At 61.6% G+C, this 19,910-nt stretch carries 15 protein-coding genes; 7 read left to right on the top strand and 8 right to left on the bottom strand.

Features of this window, described 5'->3' with window-relative positions:
- Window positions 1–106: 106 nt before the first annotated feature.
- The gene (gene sulA / locus HBR93_RS13865; protein WP_057438523.1) at window positions 107–586 is read right to left on the bottom strand and encodes an SOS-induced cell division inhibitor SulA; all 480 of its coding nucleotides are present in this window, start codon (window positions 584–586) and stop codon (window positions 107–109) included.
- 10 nt (window positions 587–596) lie between these two features.
- On the bottom strand, window positions 597–1,205 hold the full coding sequence (gene lexA / locus HBR93_RS13860; protein ID WP_029300096.1) for a transcriptional repressor LexA: 609 nt from the start codon (window positions 1,203–1,205) through the stop codon (window positions 597–599).
- 263 nt (window positions 1,206–1,468) lie between these two features.
- Here lexA and HBR93_RS13855 point away from each other — a divergent pair, with 263 nt between their 5' ends.
- Window positions 1,469–2,176, top strand: coding sequence for a TetR/AcrR family transcriptional regulator (locus HBR93_RS13855; RefSeq protein WP_057438524.1), 708 nt, complete (start codon window positions 1,469–1,471; stop codon window positions 2,174–2,176).
- A 140-nt stretch (window positions 2,177–2,316) separates the two neighbouring features.
- Window positions 2,317–3,327, top strand: coding sequence for a beta-N-acetylhexosaminidase (gene nagZ, locus HBR93_RS13850; RefSeq protein WP_057438525.1), 1,011 nt, complete (start codon window positions 2,317–2,319; stop codon window positions 3,325–3,327).
- 261 nt (window positions 3,328–3,588) lie between these two features.
- Here nagZ and HBR93_RS13845 read toward each other — a convergent pair whose 3' ends face one another.
- From HBR93_RS13845 to mfd, 3 genes are read right to left on the bottom strand one after another with little or no spacing between them, the layout of a single operon-like run.
- Window positions 3,589–6,282 (bottom strand): DEAD/DEAH box helicase, encoded by a 2,694-nt coding sequence (locus tag HBR93_RS13845; RefSeq protein WP_169960504.1) that lies wholly within the window; start codon window positions 6,280–6,282, stop codon window positions 3,589–3,591.
- A 9-nt stretch (window positions 6,283–6,291) separates the two neighbouring features.
- The gene (locus HBR93_RS13840; protein ID WP_169960503.1) at window positions 6,292–6,861 is read right to left on the bottom strand and encodes a CsiV family protein; all 570 of its coding nucleotides are present in this window, start codon (window positions 6,859–6,861) and stop codon (window positions 6,292–6,294) included.
- A 10-nt stretch (window positions 6,862–6,871) separates the two neighbouring features.
- Window positions 6,872–10,321, bottom strand: a complete 3,450-nt coding sequence (mfd, locus tag HBR93_RS13835) for a transcription-repair coupling factor (RefSeq protein ID WP_169960502.1) — start codon at window positions 10,319–10,321, stop codon at window positions 6,872–6,874.
- 338 nt (window positions 10,322–10,659) lie between these two features.
- Here mfd and HBR93_RS13830 point away from each other — a divergent pair, with 338 nt between their 5' ends.
- Complete coding sequence (locus HBR93_RS13830) at window positions 10,660–12,123, top strand: glyceraldehyde-3-phosphate dehydrogenase (RefSeq protein ID WP_115128680.1); 1,464 nt, start codon at window positions 10,660–10,662, stop codon at window positions 12,121–12,123.
- 176 nt (window positions 12,124–12,299) lie between these two features.
- Here the strand turns inward: HBR93_RS13830 and HBR93_RS13825 are convergent, their stop codons facing one another.
- Window positions 12,300–13,598: an MFS transporter gene (locus tag HBR93_RS13825; protein WP_169960501.1), complete on the bottom strand. Its 1,299-nt coding sequence runs from the start codon at window positions 13,596–13,598 to the stop codon at window positions 12,300–12,302.
- Window positions 13,599–13,861: 263 nt separating this feature from the next.
- Here HBR93_RS13825 and HBR93_RS13820 point away from each other — a divergent pair, with 263 nt between their 5' ends.
- Together HBR93_RS13820 and sthA are read left to right on the top strand one after the other, a co-directional pair.
- Entirely contained in the window at window positions 13,862–14,875 is a 1,014-nt protein-coding gene (locus HBR93_RS13820) for an FAD:protein FMN transferase (protein ID WP_169960500.1), read from the top strand.
- Between the two features lie 190 nt (window positions 14,876–15,065).
- A complete protein-coding gene (sthA, locus tag HBR93_RS13815; protein WP_057438530.1) occupies window positions 15,066–16,460 on the top strand; it encodes a Si-specific NAD(P)(+) transhydrogenase in 1,395 nt (464 codons plus the stop codon).
- A 42-nt stretch (window positions 16,461–16,502) separates the two neighbouring features.
- Here the strand turns inward: sthA and HBR93_RS13810 are convergent, their stop codons facing one another.
- Both HBR93_RS13810 and HBR93_RS13805 read right to left on the bottom strand, forming a co-directional pair.
- Entirely contained in the window at window positions 16,503–17,225 is a 723-nt protein-coding gene (locus HBR93_RS13810) for a glycerophosphodiester phosphodiesterase (RefSeq protein WP_057438531.1), read from the bottom strand.
- 43 nt (window positions 17,226–17,268) lie between these two features.
- Window positions 17,269–17,853: a PilZ domain-containing protein gene (locus HBR93_RS13805; RefSeq protein ID WP_169960499.1), complete on the bottom strand. Its 585-nt coding sequence runs from the start codon at window positions 17,851–17,853 to the stop codon at window positions 17,269–17,271.
- Between the two features lie 94 nt (window positions 17,854–17,947).
- Between HBR93_RS13805 and HBR93_RS13800 the strand changes: the two genes are divergently transcribed.
- Both HBR93_RS13800 and lolD read left to right on the top strand, forming a co-directional pair.
- Window positions 17,948–19,198, top strand: coding sequence for a lipoprotein-releasing ABC transporter permease subunit (locus HBR93_RS13800; RefSeq protein WP_057438533.1), 1,251 nt, complete (start codon window positions 17,948–17,950; stop codon window positions 19,196–19,198).
- 7 nt (window positions 19,199–19,205) lie between these two features.
- The gene (lolD, locus tag HBR93_RS13795) at window positions 19,206–19,889 is read left to right on the top strand and encodes a lipoprotein-releasing ABC transporter ATP-binding protein LolD (RefSeq protein WP_019818240.1); all 684 of its coding nucleotides are present in this window, start codon (window positions 19,206–19,208) and stop codon (window positions 19,887–19,889) included.
- The last annotated feature ends 21 nt before the right edge of the window (window positions 19,890–19,910 follow it).

Raw genomic sequence — 19,910 nt, 5'->3', positions numbered from 1 at the left:
CAATTCTGTAGAAGCCTTGCGTCCATCGCAGGCACTGACCTGACGTCAGGCTGCAATCGGACGACCTGTGCCACTCCCGAGAACGCGTTGCGCGCCAGTCTCGGGTTTATCCCAATCGAATATTCAAACTTTGTGCATCGCCTGTGCGCGCTGCGCTGATCAACTGCTGCTTGGCCGAAGCGCCCAGCGGGTTCAGCCAGCTGACGACGGTGTGGCTACGCCCCAGGCGCAATGCCTCGCAGGTCAGTTGCTGGGCGCTCTGGGCACCGCGTGGTTGCAGCAGCAGGATGCGCTCGCGGTTCAGGCCTGCATCCCGCAGCCAGGCTTGGGTCAGGCTGGAGGGTGGGGCGATCAGGGTCAGCCAGCGGGCGTCCTGTTCCTCGCTCAGTTCACGCAGGATCGGCGCCAGCAAGCTCAGGCAGTTCCCGGCAGCGCCGCGCAACGACAATTCACTGAAGACCTCCGGTTCGGCGGGGGCGGTCCATGGGGACTCCACCGCCTCGCTGAGGATAGGTGCAAGTGGCTGGGCCAGAAAGGCCTCAAACAGCGGCAGTTGTGTATGTTGTTGCGCGTGTGGGAACTGCATGATGCCTCCGTTAGCGGCGAATTACGCCGACACTCAAGCCTTCGATCACCAGGTCCTGATCCTTCAGGTTGACTTCAATCGGCGAAAACTCAGGGTTTTCTGCCAGCAGCCAGACTTTGCTGCCTTCGCGCTTGAAGCGCTTGACCGTTACTTCATCGCCAATGCGGGCCACGACGATCTGGCCGTTACGCGCTTCGCGGGTGGTGTGCACGGCCAGCAGGTCGCCGTCGAAGATGCCCACGTCCTTCATGCTCATGCCATGGACCCGCAACAGATAGTCGGCGCGAGGATGGAAGAAGGTCGGGTTGATGTTGCAGGACTCTTCGACGTGCTGTTGTGCCAGAATCGGCGCACCGGCAGCGACCCGGCCGATGATCGGCAGTGTCGATTCGTCAGCCTTGGCTTCGAAGCCAGGGATACGAATACCGCGGGACGCACCCGGGGTCATTTCGATCGCACCCTTGCGGGCAAGGGCCTTCAGGTGTTCTTCGGCAGCATTGGGGGATTTGAACCCCAGCTCCAGGGCGATTTCTGCCCGGGTCGGCGGATAGCCGTTGTCGTCGAGGCAGCGCTTGATAAAAGCGAGAATCTCAGCTTGGCGTGGCGTCAGTTTTAGCATGTTGATCGCTCTGTCTTTTTATACAGTGACTGGGATTATATACAGTGAACTGCGCTTGGCAATCATCGTTTTTGCCGACTCCGCCGGACGGTCATCCGTCGGGCCCCGCAAAGCCTGGAGACAGTGCTCCCTACAGGCGATGGAAGATGTGATTAAATAGGTGCGAATCGGGTGACTGACCGGCCGGAAAACGGACCTGCAGGCTTGACATTGCACAAGGTGAAACGTATGTTTCAAACAAGTGTTTGTCAGGCGGAGTAGCCATGGCCCAGTCGGAAACCGTTGAACGCATTCTCGATGCTGCCGAGCAGTTGTTCGCGGAAAAAGGATTTGCTGAAACTTCATTGCGGCTTATCACCAGCAAGGCCGGGGTCAACCTGGCAGCAGTGAACTATCATTTCGGCTCGAAAAAAGCCCTGATTCAGGCGGTGTTCTCGCGCTTCCTGGGGCCATTCTGCATCAGCCTCGACCGTGAGTTGGAGCGGCGCCAGGCCAAGCCTGAGAATAAGCCGAGCCTGGAAGACCTGCTGGAAATCCTCGTCGAGCAAGCCCTGGTGGTACAGCCGCGCAGCGGCAACGATCTGTCGATCTTCATGCGCCTGCTGGGCCTGGCGTTCAGTCAGAGCCAGGGCCACTTGCGACGTTACCTCGAAGACATGTACGGCAAAGTATTCCGTCGCTACATGTTGCTGGTGAACGAGGCGGCCCCGCGTATTCCCCCTATCGAATTGTTCTGGCGCGTGCACTTCATGCTCGGTGCTGCTGCGTTCAGCATGTCCGGGATCAAAGCCTTGCGCGCCATCGCCGAGACCGATTTCGGCGTCAACACCTCCATCGAGCAGGTGATGCGCCTGATGGTGCCGTTCCTGGCCGCCGGTATGCGCGCGGAAAGCGGCGTCACCGACCCGGCCATGGCCGCCGCTCAACTGCGCCCGCGCAGCAAGTCCGTCCCGGTCGCGGCCAAGGTTTAGCCACTGGCGTCTGGGCGCAACCGCTTGCATCCGCTAAGCTAGCCGCCCATGCCGATTTCAACTATTTATCCGCACTTCACCGCCTTGCCTGGCTTGACCTGGCTAGGCGGTGAAGTGCGCGCGTCATTCAAGGAAAATTTATGACTGCTGCCCTGCAAGGCTCTTTGATGGTGGACGTCGCCGGCACCTGGCTGACGGCTGAAGATCGCCACTTGTTGCGCCAGCCTGAAGTGGGCGGCCTGATCATTTTTGCGCGCAACATCGAGCATCCGCGCCAGGTGCGGGAATTGAGCGCCGCCATTCGCGCAGTGCGCCCGGACCTGTTGCTGGCTGTGGATCAGGAAGGCGGTCGGGTCCAGCGCCTGCGCCAAGGGTTTGTGCGCCTGCCGGCCATGCGGGCGTTGGCGGACAATGCCAATGCCGAATACCTGGCCGAGCAGTGCGGTTGGGTCATGGCCACGGAAGTACTGGCCGTCGGCCTGGACCTGAGCTTCGCCCCCGTGCTGGACCTCGACTACCAGCGCAGCGCCGTTGTAGGCACGCGCTCGTTCGAAGGTGATCCCGAGCGTGCCGCGTTGCTGGCCGGCGCCTTTATCCGGGGCATGAACAGCGCTGGCATGGCCGCCACCGGCAAGCACTTCCCGGGTCATGGCTGGGCCGAGGCAGATTCCCACGTGGCCATTCCCGTTGATGAGCGCAGCCTGGAACAACTGCGCACCCATGACCTGGTGCCGTTCGCGCGCCTGAGCAAGCAATTGGCCGCGGTCATGCCGGCCCACGTTATTTACCCTCAGGTGGATAACCAGCCGGCCGGCTTCTCGCGTCGCTGGTTGCAGGACATCCTGCGCGGCGAATTGCAGTTCGATGGGGTGATTTTCAGTGATGACCTGTCCATGGCCGGTGCCCACGTGGTGGGGGATGCGGCGAGCCGGATCGAGGCTGCTTTAAGTGCTGGCTGCGACATGGGCCTGGTGTGCAATGACCGCGCAGCGGCCGAACTGGCCCTGAGTGCCGCCCAGCGCATGAAGGTCACGCCATCGGCACGTATTGCCCGTATGCGTGGGCAGGCGATTGCGTCGACTGACTATAAGCAGGATCCGCGTTGGTTGGCGGCGCTTGGCGCGCTTCGGGATGCACAGTTGATCGAATGAGATTGAGGTGCGCCCATCGCAGGCAAGCCAGCTCCCACATTTGATTTGTGGCGGTACCAAAAATCTCTGCCCCAGTGAGACCCCCTGTGGGAGCGGGCTTGCCCGCGATCGCGGCAACCCAGTCACTGTTTCTGGCGGTTGACCCACCGCTATCGCAGGCAAGCCAGCTCCCACATTTGATTTGTGGCGGTAGCAAAAATCTCTGCCCCAGTGAGCCCCCCCCCTGTGGGAGCGGGCTTGCCCGCGATAGCTATCTAACTATCAACGCTTCTCTAGCTTTTGGGGCAACGGCGCAAACAGCGCCTCGATATCCTCGTTGCCCAGCTTCCAGTCGCCCGTGGTGCGGCCATCCAGCACCCCCGCTGCCAGGTCTGACTTTTCTTGCTGCAGCGCCTGGATCTTCTCTTCCACGGTGCCCCGGGCAATCATCTTGTACACAAACACTGGCTTTTCCTGGCCGATGCGATACGCACGGTCAGTCGCCTGGTTTTCCGTGGCCGGGTTCCACCAGGGGTCGTAGTGGATCACGGTATCGGCTTCGGTCAGGTTAAGTCCCACGCCGCCCGCCTTGAGGCTGATCAGGAAGATCTGCAGCTTGCCACTCTGGAAGTCCTTGACCGGCGTGCGCCGGTCGCGGGTCTGGCCGGTCAGCAAGGCGTAGGCGACCCCGCGTTTTTTCAGCTCGAGCTCAATCAGGCTGAGCATCGAGGTGAACTGCGAGAACAGCAGGATCCTGCGCCCTTCGGCAAACAGCTCCTCGAGCATCTCCATCAGGCTGTCGAGCTTGCCGGAACTGCTGCCGCGTGCGGGCAGGGTGGCGTCGTTTACCAGGCGCAGATCGCAACAGACCTGGCGCAGCTTGAGCAGCGCTTCCAGAATGATGATCTGGCTGCGGGCCACGCCCTTGCGGGTGATCTCGTCGCGCACCTTCTTGTCCATGGCCAGGCGCATGGTTTCGTATACATCGCGCTGGGCTTCATTGAGATCGACCCAGTGAATGATCTCGGTCTTGGGCGGCAATTCAGTAGCCACCTGTTCCTTGGTACGGCGCAACAGGAACGGCTTGATCCGACCGTTGAGGTGTTGCAATCGCACGTCGCTGCCGCGTTTTTCGATGGGCACGCGGTAGTCACGGTTGAAGCTTTTTACATCTCCCAACCAACCCGGCAGCAGGAAGTGGAACAGCGACCACAGCTCGCCCAGGTGGTTTTCCAGGGGCGTGCCGCTCAGGCACAGGCGCTGGCGTGCATTCAGCTCGCGGGCGGCCTGGGCGGCCTTGCTGGTGGGGTTCTTGATGTACTGGGCTTCGTCGAGGATCAGCACATGCAGTGGCTGCACGGCCAGTTGTTCGATGTCTTTGGGCAGCAGGGCGTAGGTGGTCAGCAGCAGGTCGTAATCCTGCAACTGGGCGAAGTGTTTCTTGCGCCCGGCACCGTACAGTGCCAGCACCTTGAGCTGCGGGGTGAAGTGCGCCGCTTCGTCGAGCCAGTTGGGGATCAGGCTGGTAGGCATCACCACCATGCACGGCCGGTCCAGGCGCCCGGCGATTTTTTCGCTGAGAATATGCGCCAGGGTCTGCAGGGTTTTGCCCAGGCCCATGTCATCCGCGAGAATCCCGCCCACTTCCAGTTGGCGCAGGGACTGCATCCAGCTCAGGCCTTCGAGCTGGTAGGGGCGCAACGTGGCGTTGAGGCCCTCGGGGGCGGCGCAGGTGAAGTCCTTGATGTCGCGCAGGCGCTGGGCAAAGTTGCGGATCTGCTCGCCACCTTCCCATTGCAGCGGCAGGTCTTCCAGCGGGTTGAGGCGAATCGCGTCGGCCTTGGCCAGGCGCAAGGCGGTGGTACCAGGCTCCTGCAGGTAGAACTCACCGAGGGTCGCCAGCACCGGTTTGAGCCGGCCGTAGGGCAGGGCGACTTGCAGCGGGCCGTGGCCACCGTTGGGCAGGCCGGGGATGTTCACCAGGATCAGTTCGTCGTCGCGGCGGCGCGCGAGCTTTTCCGGGTTGAGGATTTCGGTGTGGGAGCGCATCAGGTTCAGCAGGATCGGCAGCAGGCTCAGCCGTTCGCCATTGACGATAATCCCCAACTCCAGGTCGAACCAGTCGCGCTCCGGCACTTCATCGACGCTGGCGTACCAGTCCTCGACCGGGCTCAGGTCGAAGCCGAAATCCTCGTCGATCTGCAGTTCCCAACCAGCAGCACGCAGGCTAGGGGAGGCGTTGAGGGTGAAGTTCAGCCAGGCGCTGTCATTGACCATCTCAAACAGCTCGCCGGCGCTTTCCGGCAGGGCCTTGCTCTGGCGGGTGGCGATCTTGAAGCCCAGCAGGCGCAGGTGCTCGCGAAAGCCTTGCTCCACCTCGGGATGGCGCTTGATCCGCAGGCTCTGGGTTTCCTGGCGGACAATGATGTCGGCGTTTTTCTGGCCGCTGACATAGTTGCCCTGGTAATTGAATGACAGCGCCGCCCGGTGCTGGATATAGCGCTGCATCTTGCCGTTGCGTGGCTCAAAGGCGCTGAACTCGATGCTGGCCAGCCACAGCCGGGGAATCGGCTGCACATCCTCGAGCACCACTTGCGGCAGGACCACGCGGTTATCCAGCACGGCCTGCAGTTTCTCCAGCAGCTCGGCATCCTTGGCCGCCGCCGGGTAGGCCAGGGTTTCCTGGACCTGCAGCAGCACGGCCGCGATGTGTTTGCAATTGGTGTGCACGGGGCAGGTGCAACGGCTGTCCACCAGGATCAGGGTGCCTTTGGCCGATTCGCGCAGGGAGATGGTCTGGCGATACACATTGCCGCCCGAGCCTTCGCAACTGGCGATGATGGTGCTGTCGCCGGACTCGACAATCCTTACGCGGTTTTCCAGGGCGTAGCGCCGGCCGCGCTCCAGGCTTTGTTCCTTGAAGCGGTTGGCCCAGGACGGAGCCAGGGGTTTGGTCAGCGACGACGTCAGGGGCATGGCGCTGGATCAGTCCGCCAGGCCGGGCGGCGGTGCGCTCGGTGGCTTGGCGGTAAGGGAGGTGATCTTGATCAGCAGGGCCAGGTGGCCGGCGTCCAGGTAATTGAGCTGGTTGTTCTTGGTGCGCACGTCCGTCTGGCTCAAGTGTTCGCTGGCAATCACGCTGCCGTTGTTGTCGAACTGGTTGAGCCAGAAGCTGGCGTCAATACGGGTAAAGCGCCCCAATTGCAGATCCAGGGTGCCCTGGATGGGGTATTGGCCAAACTGTTCCTGGCCGTCGGTGATTTTCACCTTTACCGGCTGCTCGCCCAGGTTCTGCTCCCAGGCTTTGTGCAGCAGCACGGTGTAGTCGCCATTGGCCTGGAGTTTCTCGACGATATTGTTCAGGCGCGGCGGGCTGATTTTCTCGATCCCTTGGCGTGGCGCCCCGGCGGCCCAGTCTTCCGGGGCTGGCCGGCTATTGATCAGCGGCTCTGCATTCTGGCGGATCAGGATCATTTCCACCTGGTAGAGGCTGTCGGCAAACGCCGAAGGTGCGACTACCACCAACAACAGGCTCAGGATACGAAGCAGGCGCATGGGGCGTCCTTCAAGCAGGTTTCGGGATGAGGCGCTCAAACAGCGCCTCCAATGTATTAAAGCGCTCTTCTGCACGTTCCATCGGCACCATGAACTTGAACAGCGTAGCGCCTTCGAATTTGTAGCGGTTGGGCTGGCCCTGGATCAACTTGATCAGTACCAGCGGGTCTACCGGCGTCTGCGCTTCGAACTCGATACGCCCGCCCTGCGGCCCGGCGTCGACCTTCTTGATCCCCAGTTGCTCGGCCTGCAATTTGAGCAGGGTCAGGCGCACCAGGTTCTTGGTCGGCTCCGGCAACAGGCCGAAGCGGTCGATCATCTCCACTTGCAGGTCCTTGAGACCTTCTTCGTCAGTGGCCGAGGCGATGCGCTTGTACAGGATCAGGCGTGCATGCACATCCGGCAGGTAGTCTTCGGGAATCAATGCCGGCAGACGCAGGTTGATTTCCGGCCCGCCGCCCAGGGGTTGGTCGAGGTTCGGTTGTTCGCCTTTGCGGATGGCCTTCACCGCGCGCTCCAGCATTTCCATATAGAGGGTAAAGCCCACGGCCTGGATCTGCCCGCTCTGGCCGTCGCCCAGCAGTTCGCCGGCGCCACGGATTTCCAGGTCGTTGGTGGCCAGCACAAAGCCCGCGCCCAGGTCCTGGGTGTTGGCGATGGCTTCCAGGCGCTTTTCCGCATCGCCGGTAATTTGCTGGCGCGGTGGCGTCAGCAGGTAGGCGTAGGCCTGGTGGTGACTGCGGCCGACCCGGCCACGCAACTGGTGCAGCTGCGCCAGGCCGAACTTGTCGGCGCGCTCGATGATAATGGTGTTGGCGCTCGGCACGTCGATGCCGGTCTCGATAATGGTCGAGGCGATCAGCACGTTGAAGCGCTTGTGGTAGAAGTCGCTCATCACCTGTTCGAGTTCGCGTTCGCGCATCTGCCCGTGGCCGATGCCGATCCGCGCTTCCGGCACCAGTTCGGCGAGGTCGGCGGCGCATTTCTCGATGGTTTTCACATCGTTGTGCAGGTAGTAGACCTGGCCGCCGCGCAGCAACTCGCGCAGCAGGGCTTCCTTGATCGTGCTGTTGTTCTCCTCCATGACGAAGGTGCGCACCGACAGGCGTCGTGCCGGCGGCGTGGCGATGATCGACAGGTCGCGCATGCCCGACACCGCCATGTTCAGCGTGCGCGGGATCGGTGTGGCGGTCAGGGTCAGGATATCGACCTCGCTGCGCAGGGCCTTGAGCTGCTCCTTCTGGCGTACGCCAAAGCGGTGCTCTTCGTCGATGATCACCAGGCCCAGGTTCTTGATCTTCACATCGTCCGACAGCAGCTTGTGCGTACCGATCACGATGTCGATCTTGCCTTCGGCCAGGTCGGCCACGGCTGCGTTGACTTCCTTGGCGGACTTGAAGCGGCTCATCACCTCTACGGTCACCGGCCAATCGGCAAAGCGGTCGCGAAAACTGTTGTAGTGCTGCTGGGCGAGCAGGGTGGTCGGCACCAGGATTGCCACCTGGCGGCCGCCATGCACCGCGATAAACGCGGCGCGCATCGCCACTTCGGTCTTGCCAAAGCCCACGTCACCGCAGACCAGGCGGTCCATGGGCTTGGGCGCGAGCATATCGGCGCGCACGGCGTCGATGGTGGTTTGCTGGTCCGGGGTTTCTTCGAAGGCGAAGCCGGCGCTGAACGTGGCGTAGTCGGCCTTCGGGTCGGCGAACGCATAGCCTTCGCGGGCCGCGCGGCGAGCATAGATGTCCAGCAGTTCGGCGGCTACGTCGCGCACCTGCTCGGCGGCCTTGCGCTTGGCCTTCTGCCAGGTCTCGGAACCCAGGCGGTGCAACGGCGCCAGGGCGTCGTCGCTGCCGGTGTAGCGCGCGATCAGGTGCAAGTTGGCCACCGGCACATAGAGCTTGGCGCCCTCGGCGTATTCCATGGTGAGGAATTCGGCGGCCTGGTTGTCGATCTCCAGGGTCTGCAGGCCCAGGTAGCGCCCCACGCCGTGGTCGATATGCACCACCGGCGCGCCTTCGCGCAGTTCGGTGAGGTTCTTGATCACCGCGTCGTTGTTGGCGTCGGCACGTTTTTCCCGGCGCCGGCGCTGCATCACGCGTTGGCCGAACAGCGGGCTCTCGGCAATCAGCGCCAGGGCCGGATCATCCAGTTGCAGGCCTTCGTTCAGCGGCGCAATGGTGATCGCCAGGCGGTCCTTGCCGGCGACAAAGTCCGGCCAGCTGTCGACGGTTTTTGGTCGCAGCTTCAGACGTTCGAGCAACTCCAGCAGCACTTCGCGGCGCCCGGCGGATTCGGCGGTAAACAGCACGCGGCCGGGGAAATCGCCGAGGAAGTCGGACAACGCTTGCAGCGGCTGGCTGGCCTTGGCCTCGATGGCCAGGTTGGGCAGGGTTTGGGCCGGGAAGCGTTCGCGGCCGACGCCGGCTTCCACATCCTGTTGGCTGGCGACCACCCGTGGCCAGTTCTTCAGGCGGGCGAAGCAGTCCTCTACCGGCAGGAACAGCTCGGCAGGCGGCAATAAAGGCCGGGATGGATCGACGCGGCGTTCTTCATAACGGTTGCGTACGTCGTTCCAGAAGTTTTCCGCCGCCTGTTCGATGCCCGGCAGCGAGAACACCTGAGTGTCCTGGGGCAGGTAATCGAACAGGGTCGAGGTTTCGTCGAAGAACAGCGGTAGGTAGTACTCGATACCGGCGGGGGTAATCCCGCTGCTCAAGTCCTGGAAGATCGGGCAACGGCGGAAATCCACGTCAAAGCGTTCGCGAAAGCGCGCCTTGAAGCGCGTGACGGCGTCTTTTTGCAGGGGGAATTCCCTGGCCGGCAGCAGCTTGATCGACTGTACTTTGTCGATGGAGCGCTGGTTTTCCGGGTCGAAGGTGCGCAGGGTCTCGATTTCGTCGTCGAACAGGTCGATGCGGTAGGGCAGTTTGCTGCCCATCGGGAACAGGTCGATCAGCGCGCCACGCACGGCGAACTCGCCATGCTCGTACACCGTATCGACGCAGCGGTAGCCGCTGGCTTCCAGGCGCGTGCGCATCTGCTCCACGTCGAGTTTCTGGCCGATATCCAGCACCAGGCTGCTGCCCAGCAGGAACTTGGTCGGCGCCAGGCGGTGCAGGGCCGTGGTGATCGGCACCACCAGTACGCCGTGGGCCAGTTCCGGCAAGCGGTACAGGCTGGCGATGCGCTGGGAGATGATGTCCTGGTGCGGCGAGAACAAGTCGTAGGGCAGGGTTTCCCAGTCCGGGAAATGCAGCACCGGCAAATCGGGGGCAAAGAAACTCAGCTCCTGCTCCAACCGTTCGGCGCTTTGGCTGTCGGCGGTCAATAGCAGGGTAAAGCGCTTGGCTGCACTGGCAGCCTCGGCAATGGCCAGGCTCAGGGCGGCACCGGGCAGATTGCCCCAATGCTGTTTACCTGCCTCGGCAGGGAGTAGCGGTAGACGCAGGACGGGCACGGACGTTTGAGCTCCAGCGTTGCGACAAAGTCGGTAATTGTAACGGCCCGGAGTGCCGCCTGTCAGTTGCTGACTGTGCCTATTACGGTTTGTAGGAAATGTAGTGGCTAAGACAAACAATGCGCGGTTTTGACTCAAAATGTAGTGCCAAAATGCACGTATGTTTCGGAGGGTTACGGACAAGTGGCCCGAGGCTTTCACCAGGGGGTGCGCTGGAAGCCGCGTATTTACTGGCCTGTAGCGCGGCGAAAATTATGTGCAAGGGCTTTTGTTGCGTGGCGCGCATTGCTCCGGGGGCGGTCGGGCGGCATAATGTAGCCCCTTTTTTCAGCCCCTACATGTGGAAGGTTCCCGTGACTCAGAAGCCCGACCAGTGTCTTGGTGAATGGATCGACCGTGAAGCACTCGCAGAAGCGATGATCCCGCTTATCGGTCAGCTGTACCGCAATAACAATGTGGTGAGCTCGATCTATGGCCGCAGCCTGATCAACCAATCAGTCATCGCGATTCTCAAGGCTCATCGCTTTGCTCGCCATCGTTCTTCGGACGATAGCGAACTCTCCGTCCACGAAACATTCCCTCTGCTTAAAGCCATGAGCGAGCTCAAGCTCGGCGCGGCTTCGGTGGACCTGGGCAAGTTGGCGTTCAAATTCCGCGCTCAAGGCAATGGCCGCAGCGCCGAGCAGTTCGTGCGTGAAGAACTGGCCGACGTGGTTGGCCAGCAAAACGCCGCATCCCGTAAAGGCACCGACGTGGTGCTGTACGGCTTCGGTCGTATCGGCCGTCTGCTGGCACGCATCCTGATCGAAAAAACCGGCGGTGGCGACGGCCTGCGCCTGCGGGCCATTGTCGTGCGCAAAGGCGCCGAAAATGACCTGACCAAGCGCGCCAGCCTCTTGCGTCGCGACTCGGTACACGGCTCGTTCAATGGCACCATCACCATCGACGAAGAAAACAACACCATCACCGCCAACGGTAACCTGATCCAGGTGATCTACGCGAAGAACCCGACCGAGGTGGATTACACCCAGTACGGCATCCAGAACGCCTTGCTGGTGGACAACACCGGCGTATGGCGTGATGCCGACGGCCTGGGCCAGCACCTGGCCTGCCCGGGTATCGACCGCGTTGTGCTGACTGCGCCTGGCAAGGGCAAGCTGAAGAACATCGTTCACGGCATCAACCACAACGAAATCACCGCTGACGACAAGATCGTGTCCGCCGCTTCCTGCACCACCAACGCCATCGTGCCGGTGCTCAAGGCTGTGAATGACAAGTTCGGCATCATCAACGGTCACGTCGAAACCGTTCACTCGTACACCAACGACCAGAACCTGATCGACAACTTCCACAAGGGTGATCGCCGTGGCCGTAGCGCCGCGCTGAACATGGTGATCACCGAGACCGGTGCTGCCACCGCTGCTGCCAAGGCCCTGCCTGAGCTGGCCGGCAAGCTGACCGGTAACGCGATCCGTGTACCCACGCCGAACGTGTCGATGGCCATTCTCAACCTCAACCTTGAGAAAGCCGCCACCCGTGAAGAGATGAACGAGTACCTGCGCTACATGGCGCTGCACTCCGATCTGCATAAGCAAATCGACTTCGTCAATTCCCAGGAAGTGGTGTCCACCGACTTCGTTGGCTCGCGCCACGCCGGTGTGGTCGATGCTGAAGCGACCATCACCCAGGATAACCGCGTTGTACTGTACGTCTGGTACGACAACGAGTTCGGTTACAGCTGCCAGGTGGTGCGCGTGATGGAAGACATGGCTGGGGTCAACCCGCCAGCGTTTCCGCGCTAAGCGTTAGCGGTAAATGAAAAAGCCCCGACTGGTTCGGGGCTTTTTTGTGGCTGGGGGTTTGTGTGGGGTTTGAAGGCCTCATCGCGGGCAAGCCCGCTCCCACAGTTTGATTTGCGAATACATTCAAATGTGTGGGCGGGCTTGTCGGGCCGCCGCATCGCCGCGATAGCGATCTATCAGGCCCCACCGACTACCGAAGCCTGCGCAGTGCGCAGTTCGTGCCGATTCCCCTTGAACAGCACAAGGGTCGCCAGCAGCCCCAGCACCGCCGCCCCACTGAGCCAGATCCCCGGTGCAGCCTTGTTATCCAGTACATGGATCAGGTAAGTACAGGCGGCCGGGGTAAAGCCGCCAAAGGTTGCGGTCGCCAGGCTGTAGGCCAATGAGAAGCCTGTGGTGCGTACTTCCACTAGCATGATTTCGGTCAGCGCGACGACCATGGCGCCGTTGTACGAGCCATACAGGAACGACAGCCATAACTCGACGAGCAGCAGGTGGCTGAAGCTCGGATTGGCCACCAGCCATGACAGGGCCGGGTATGCCGTGAGGATTGCCAGAATAGTCGCCCCCAGCAGCAAGGGCTTGCGACCCACCTTGTCAGACACCGCGCCCATCACGGGTAACCAAAAGAAGTTCGACAGGCCGATGCACACGGTGACCAGCAACGCATCCAGGTCCGACAGGTGCAGTTCGGCCTTGCCGAAGGTCGGTGTGTAGGCGGTGATCAGGTAGAACGACACGGTCGTCATCACCACCAGCGCCATGCCTGCCAGGACGATGCCGAAATTCTGGCCGATGGAGCGGATGATTTCCTGCAGGGTAGGGCGATGTTTACGTGCCTGGAATTCCGGGGTCTCCTCCAGGGAGCGGCGAATCACGAAGATCACCGGCACGATCAGGCAGCCGATCAGGAACGGCACGCGCCAGCCCCATTCACCCATTTCCTCGGGGCTCAGCCAGTGGTTCAGGCCCACGCCCAGCAGGCCGGCGAAGACCACGGCGGCTTGTTGGCTGGCGGACTGCCAACTGACGAAGAAACCTTTACGCCCCGGTGTGGCGATCTCCGCCAGGTACACCGAGACCCCGCCCAGTTCGACACCTGCGGAGAAGCCTTGCAGCAATCGGCCAAACAGCACGATCAGCGGCGCGGCCACCCCGAGGGTGGCGTAGCCGGGCACGCAGGCGATCAGCACGGTACCGGCGGCCATCATGGCCAGGGTGATCACCAGGCCTTTTTTACGGCCATGGCGGTCGATGTAGGCACCGAGGAAAATTGCCCCCAACGGACGCATCAGGAACCCGGCACCGAAGGTCGCCAGGGACAGCATCAGGGACGCAAAGGCGCTGTCGGCAGGGAAGAAGGTCTTGGCAATGGCCGTGGCGTAGAAGCCGTAGACCATGAAGTCGAACATTTCGAGGAAGTTACCGCTGACAACGCGAAAGATCGCCTTGCCTTTGCCCGTGGTGTTGGACATGTCATTTACTCAACTGGCTATCTTGTTGGAAATCCCTGGTCGTCGTTCTTCCTTGCTGCAAGGTCTGGGCACTGGCTGGCGCCCAAGAGTTTTGTAACCATATGTGTATCCGTGTGGGCGAGCAACAAAAACCGTTAGCAAGCTGGCTATTTGTCATGAAGCAACCCGCGTCAGGCGACGACATGCCGCATAATGGCCAGCCCCGGAAATGTGCTTGAGTGCGGCTTCATTGGGTTTTCAGCAGCGATAAGGTTGTGTGGCTTATGGGCGGTTTGCGATGCGCGATGGTGGGCGCTGTGTTGGCGATCTTGACGGGCTGCGGCGGCGATGAGCCCCTGGAGGCGTTTGGCGGCCCGACCATGGGCAGCACTTATTCAATCAAATATGTCCGTACCCCCGGTACGCCGGCGGCCAATGATGTGCAGCCGCAAGTCGAGCGCATCCTTGCCGAGGTCGACCGACAGCTGTCGACCTATCGCAGCGATTCCGATATCGAGGGCTTCAATGACTTGCCGGCCAACCGCTGCCAGCCGATGCCCGAGTCGATCCTGCAGTTGGTACGCACGGGCGAGCAGTTGTCCCAGGCCAGTGGCGGCGCTTTTGACCTGACCGTCGAGCCACTGCTCAACCTGTGGGGCTTCGGACCCCAGGCGCGACAGGTAAAAGTCCCGGATCCCATGACGCTGGCCTTGGCGCGCCAGCGCGTCGGTCATCAGCACTTGCGCATCGACGGTCACCAGTTGTGCAAGGACGCGGCGGTGCAAGTGGACTTCAACAGCATCGCCGCCGGCTACACGGTGGACCGGATCGCCGAGCGGCTAGGGCAGTTGGGCATTCAGCGGTACCTGGTCGAAGTGACTGGCGAGCTCAAGGCCGCCGGGCGCAAACCCGATGGCACGCCCTGGCGTGTGGCCCTGGAGGAGCCCCGCGATGACCAGCAGGTGGCTGAGCGCGTGATCGTGGTGGACGGCTTCGGCGTGTCTACTTCAGGTGACTATCGCAATTATTTCCAGCAGGATGGTCGCCGCTATTCCCACACCCTCGATGCCCGTAGCGGGGCGCCGATCACCCATCACCTGGCGTCGGTCACGGTACTGGAGCCTTCGGCGCTTATGGCGGACGGCTTGTCGACCTTGCTACTGGTACTGGGGCCCGACGAGGGCTGGGACTATGCAGAAAAACAGCGGATCGCGGCATTTTTTGTGATGCGTGAGGGGGATGCTTTCGTCACACGCAGCAACAAAGCGTTCGAACAACTGACGGCGGTCAAGCCGTAATCAATACTGTGTAGTAAAGGCAAAACTGGCCTACGACGCGACCAAGGGTTAATGTGCGCGGCGTTGAGCCTTATATAGACTGTGCCCCGGCTCACACACCTGAGCCTATTTGATCCTTCATGACCGCTGGCCGCGGCATGATTTAGCCAGGCGCCCAACCGTGCGTCCTGGCCTGTTCTGAGGAGTACGCATGGCTGTCTACAACTACGACGTGGTGGTACTGGGTTCCGGCCCAGCTGGAGAAGGTGCGGCGATGAACGCCGCCAAAGCAGGACGCAAGGTGGCGATGGTCGATAGCCGTCGTCAGGTCGGCGGTAACTGCACCCACCTGGGCACCATCCCGTCCAAGGCCTTGCGTCACTCGGTGCGCCAGATCATGCAGTTCAACACCAACCCGATGTTCCGGGCCATTGGTGAGCCGCGCTGGTTCTCGTTCCCGGATGTACTGAAAAGCGCCGAGAAAGTCATTTCCAAACAAGTCGCCTCGCGTACCGGCTACTACGCCCGTAACCGCGTCGACCTGTTCTTCGGCACCGGCAGCTTCGCCGACGAGCAAACCGTCGAAGTGGTCTGCGCCAATGGCGTGGTCGAGAAGCTGGTGGCCAAGCACATCATCATCGCCACCGGTTCGCGTCCGTATCGCCCGGCCGATATCGACTTCCACCACCCGCGTATCTACGATAGCGACACGATCCTCAGCCTGGGCCACACCCCGCGCAAACTGATCATCTACGGCGCCGGCGTGATCGGCTGTGAATACGCCTCGATCTTCAGCGGCCTGGGTGTGCTGGTGGAGCTGGTGGACAACCGCGACCAGTTGCTGAGCTTCCTCGACTCGGAAATTTCCCAGGCGTTGAGCTATCACTTCAGCAACAACAACATCACCGTGCGCCACAACGAGGAATACGACCGCGTTGAAGGCCTGGACAACGGTGTGATCCTGCACCTCAAGTCCGGCAAGAAGATCAAGGCCGATGCCTTGCTCTGGTGCAACGGCCGTACGGGCAACACCGACAAGCTGGGCATGGAAAACATCGGGGTCAAGGTCAACAGCCGTGGCCAGATCGAGGTGGATGAGAACTACCGCACTTGCGTCACCAATATCTATGGTGCCGGCGATGTGATCGGCTGGCCGAGCCTGGCCAGTGCCGCCCACGACCAGGGCCGTTCGGCGGCTGGCAGCATTGTCGACAATGGCAGCTGGCGCTATGTCAACGATGTGCCTACCGGGATCTACACCATTCCCGAGATCAGCTCCATCGGCAAGAACGAGCACGAGCTGACCAAGGCCAAGGTGCCTTACGAAGTGGGCAAGGCGTTCTTCAAGAGCATGGCGCGTGCGCAGATCGCCGGCGAGCCGCAAGGCATGCTGAAGATCCTGTTCCACCGCGAGACCCTGGAAGTGCTCGGCGTGCATTGCTTCGGCTACCAGGCCTCGGAGATCGTGCACATCGGCCAGGCGATCATGAGCCAGCCGGGTGATCTCAATACCCTTAAGTATTTTGTGAACACCACGTTCAACTACCCGACCATGGCTGAAGCCTATCGGGTAGCGGCCTACGACGGCCTCAACCGGCTTTTTTGAGCGGCTCCGGCCGGTGGCCTGAGCCGGCCGGGGAGACCGATTTCAGTAATTCCCGAGAGTGGCAGTGGCCAAACCGGGAAAGTCTGTAATCAGGCTATCTACGCCGAAGTCGGCGAGCCTGCGCATCAGCGCGGGTTCGTTGACTGTCCACACGGACACGTGCAAGCCCTGGCGCTGGGCTTTTTCCAGTCGCTCGGGAGTGCACAACGTCCAGTTCAACGCCAAATACTCACAGCCATAGTTCTGCGCGACCTTCAGCGGGTCGAGCCAGGCGTATTCGGCCACCAGTCCACGGGACAGGTCCGGCGTCAGCTCCAGGGCGGCTTTCAACACTTCCCGCGAGCTTGAAGTCACGGTGACCTTGTCCAGCAGGCCAAAGCGCTGGGCCATTTCCCGGATCGCCAGTACGGTGGTCGCGGCGCGGGTGCGCGAGGCGCTTTTGACTTCCAGTTGCCAGTGGTCGAAGTCGCACTGCTCAAACAGCTCTTCCAGGCGCGGGATCGGGCAAGGTGTGACCCAGCCTGGGCCGCCTTTGCGTGCGTCCATCTTCACCAGGTCGGCGGCGACGTATTCCACCACCTTGCCGCGTCGGTCTGCGGTGCGCTTCAAGGTCGGGTCGTGGATCACCATCAACTCGCCGTCCATGGACAGGTGCAAGTCCAGTTCGCAACGGCGCACGCCGTGCTTGAGGCATTGCTGGAAGCTGGTCAGGGTGTTTTCCGGTGCTTCGCCTTTAGCGCCGCGGTGGCCATAAATCAGGGTCACAGTTGCTCCTTTTCGCCAGGTGTCTGGCTGGATAAATACGAAATCAGGTGTCTTGGCCGTCGCTTTGTTCCCGGGCCAGGCGCCGTTCCTGGGCCTGTTTTTGCAAAATATAGCGAGCCAGCAACTGGCGCTGGGCGTCAGTCATGGATTCGAATTCGGTACCGATGTCAAAACTGTCGCCCTTGGGATCGCAATGGGTGACCTTGGCCCGCAGCATTAGGCCCAGCGCCTGGGGCATCAGCACCAGCTTGACCGCCAGGTGGCTGCCGGGCGTGAGCACCGTGGGGTGTTGGAAGTCGATGCCACCTTCGGAAATGATCACCGGCTGCGGCGCGCCGATCTCGCCCAGCAGGCTTTGCGCCATGACCTGGCTGAGCAAATCCATGCGTTTGTTCTGCACCTTGAGGAAGGCGGCGAGGGTGCGGTCGCGCTCGCCGAGCTGGCGCAGCAGGTGTTGGGACTCGAATTCGCTCAGGTGCAGTTCACTGAGCAGGTTGAACAGCGGGGAATCATCCAGCAACACTTCCTTGCTCGCCGCTTGCGGGGCCGACAGGCTTTTGATTTGGAGTGCGATCATGTCGTCGATACGGTAGTATTCGCGGCGATCTTCTTCATCTAATGTCGTCATGGCGAACCCCAGGTAACGGTAATGGTCTGAGTGTAAAGCTGCTTACCAGACCCCGCCACCGGGACGTCTTCTTTTCCTCCGAACAAGCCCCGACATGTTCAGACCTCTCTTCGTATTTATCGGCACGCGTTATACCCGTGCAAAGCGTCGCAATCATTTTGTGTCGTTCATTTCCCTGACCTCCATGATCGGACTCGCCCTGGGCGTCGTCGTAATGATCGTGGTGCTATCGGTGATGAATGGCTTCGATCATGAGATGCGCACCCGCGTGCTGGGCATGGTGCCCCACGCGACCATCGAGTCCGGCGAGCCCCTGGGCGACTGGCAAGGCCTGGCCGACAAGGTCAAGCAGAACCCCAAGGTGCTGGCCGTCGCGCCATTTACCCAGATGCAGGGGCTGTTGACCAACAATGGCAAGGTGCAGAAAGTCCTGCTCAATGCCATCGACCCGGCACAGGAGCGCAAGGTCTCGATCATTGATCAGTTCATGCAGCAGGGCCAGCTCGATGCCCTGTCGCCTGGCAGCTTCGGCATCGTGATCGGCGACCGTGCGGCGGCGAAGCTCGGCGTGGCCATTGGCGACAAGCTGACCTTCGTCGCCCCGGAAGTCACCGTGACCCCGGCGGGCATGTTCCCGCGCATGAAGCGCTTTACCGTGGTTGGCATCTTTCATGTCGGCGCCGGCGAAATCGACGGCTTCCTCGGCCTGACCAACCTTACCGACCTGGCCCGCCTGCATCGCTGGAAGCCGGACCAGGTGCAGGGCCTGCGCCTGAAGTTCAACGACCTGTTCGAGGCGCCGCGCGGGGCCTGGGAAATCGCCCAGCACCTGGGTGAAAGCCAGTACTACGCCCGTGACTGGACCCGTACCCACGGCAACCTGTACCAGGCGATCCGCATGGAAAAGGCGATGATTGGCCTGTTGCTGTTGCTGATTGTCGCGGTGGCCGCCTTCAACATCATCTCCACCCTGGTGATGGTGGTGAACGACAAGAAGGGCGACATCGCCATCCTGCGCACCCTGGGCGCCACGCCGGGGCAGATCATGGCGATCTTTATGGTCCAGGGCACGGTGATCGGCGTGGTCGGTACCTTGATCGGTACGGCCGTGGGGATCTTCGCCGCGCTGAACGTCAGTGCTGCCATCGCCGGCGTCGAAACCCTGATCGGCCACAAGTTTCTCAACGCCGACGTTTACTTCATCGACTATTTGCCGTCCCAGGTGCAGAGCCAGGATGTGTTGATGGTCGGCGGCGCCGCGTTGGTCCTGAGTTTCCTTGCCACCCTATATCCAGCCTGGCGCGCGGCACGTACCCAGCCGGCGCAGGCTTTACGCTATGAGTGAATCGGGCATGAGTGAAAAAGCAATCCTGAGCTGCCGCAACCTGGGCAAATCCTACGAGGAAGGCCCGGAATCGGTAGTGGTGCTGTCCAACCTGCAACTGGAACTGCATCCGGGCGAGCGCGTGGCGATCGTTGGCAGTTCCGGCTCCGGCAAAAGTACCTTGCTCAACCTGTTGGGCGGCCTTGATACGCCGTCCCAGGGCAGCGTGTGGCTGGCCGGTGAAGAACTCTCGGCGTTGAACGAGAAGGCCCGTGGCCAGTTGCGCAACCGCTCCCTGGGCTTTGTGTACCAGTTCCACCACTTGCTGCCAGAGTTCACGGCCCTGGAAAACGTGTGCATGCCGCTGTTGATCGGCAAGACCGCGATCCCGGAAGCGCGTCAGCGTGCTACGGCGCTGCTGGAGCGCGTCGGCCTGGGGCATCGCCTGGAGCACAAGCCGGCAGAGCTGTCTGGCGGCGAGCGCCAGCGTGTGGCGATTGCCCGTGCCCTGGTGAACAACCCAGGCCTGGTGATGCTCGATGAGCCGACGGGCAACCTCGATTCCCACACTGCCCAGGGCATCAAGGACTTGATGCTGGAGCTGAGCACCCAGATGCGCACCGCGTTCCTGGTGGTGACCCATGACATGAGCATGGCCCGGCAGATGGACCGAGTGTTGCACCTGCAGGAAGGTCATCTGGTCGCCATCTGACCTGTTTCAGCCCGGGCATTC

The organism is Pseudomonas sp. WS 5411 (assembly GCF_012985595.1).
Lineage (GTDB): Bacteria > Pseudomonadota > Gammaproteobacteria > Pseudomonadales > Pseudomonadaceae > Aquipseudomonas > Aquipseudomonas shahriarae.
The sequence above is the reverse complement of the archived record's forward strand: the minus strand, read 5'-3'. Positions and strand labels throughout refer to the sequence as shown.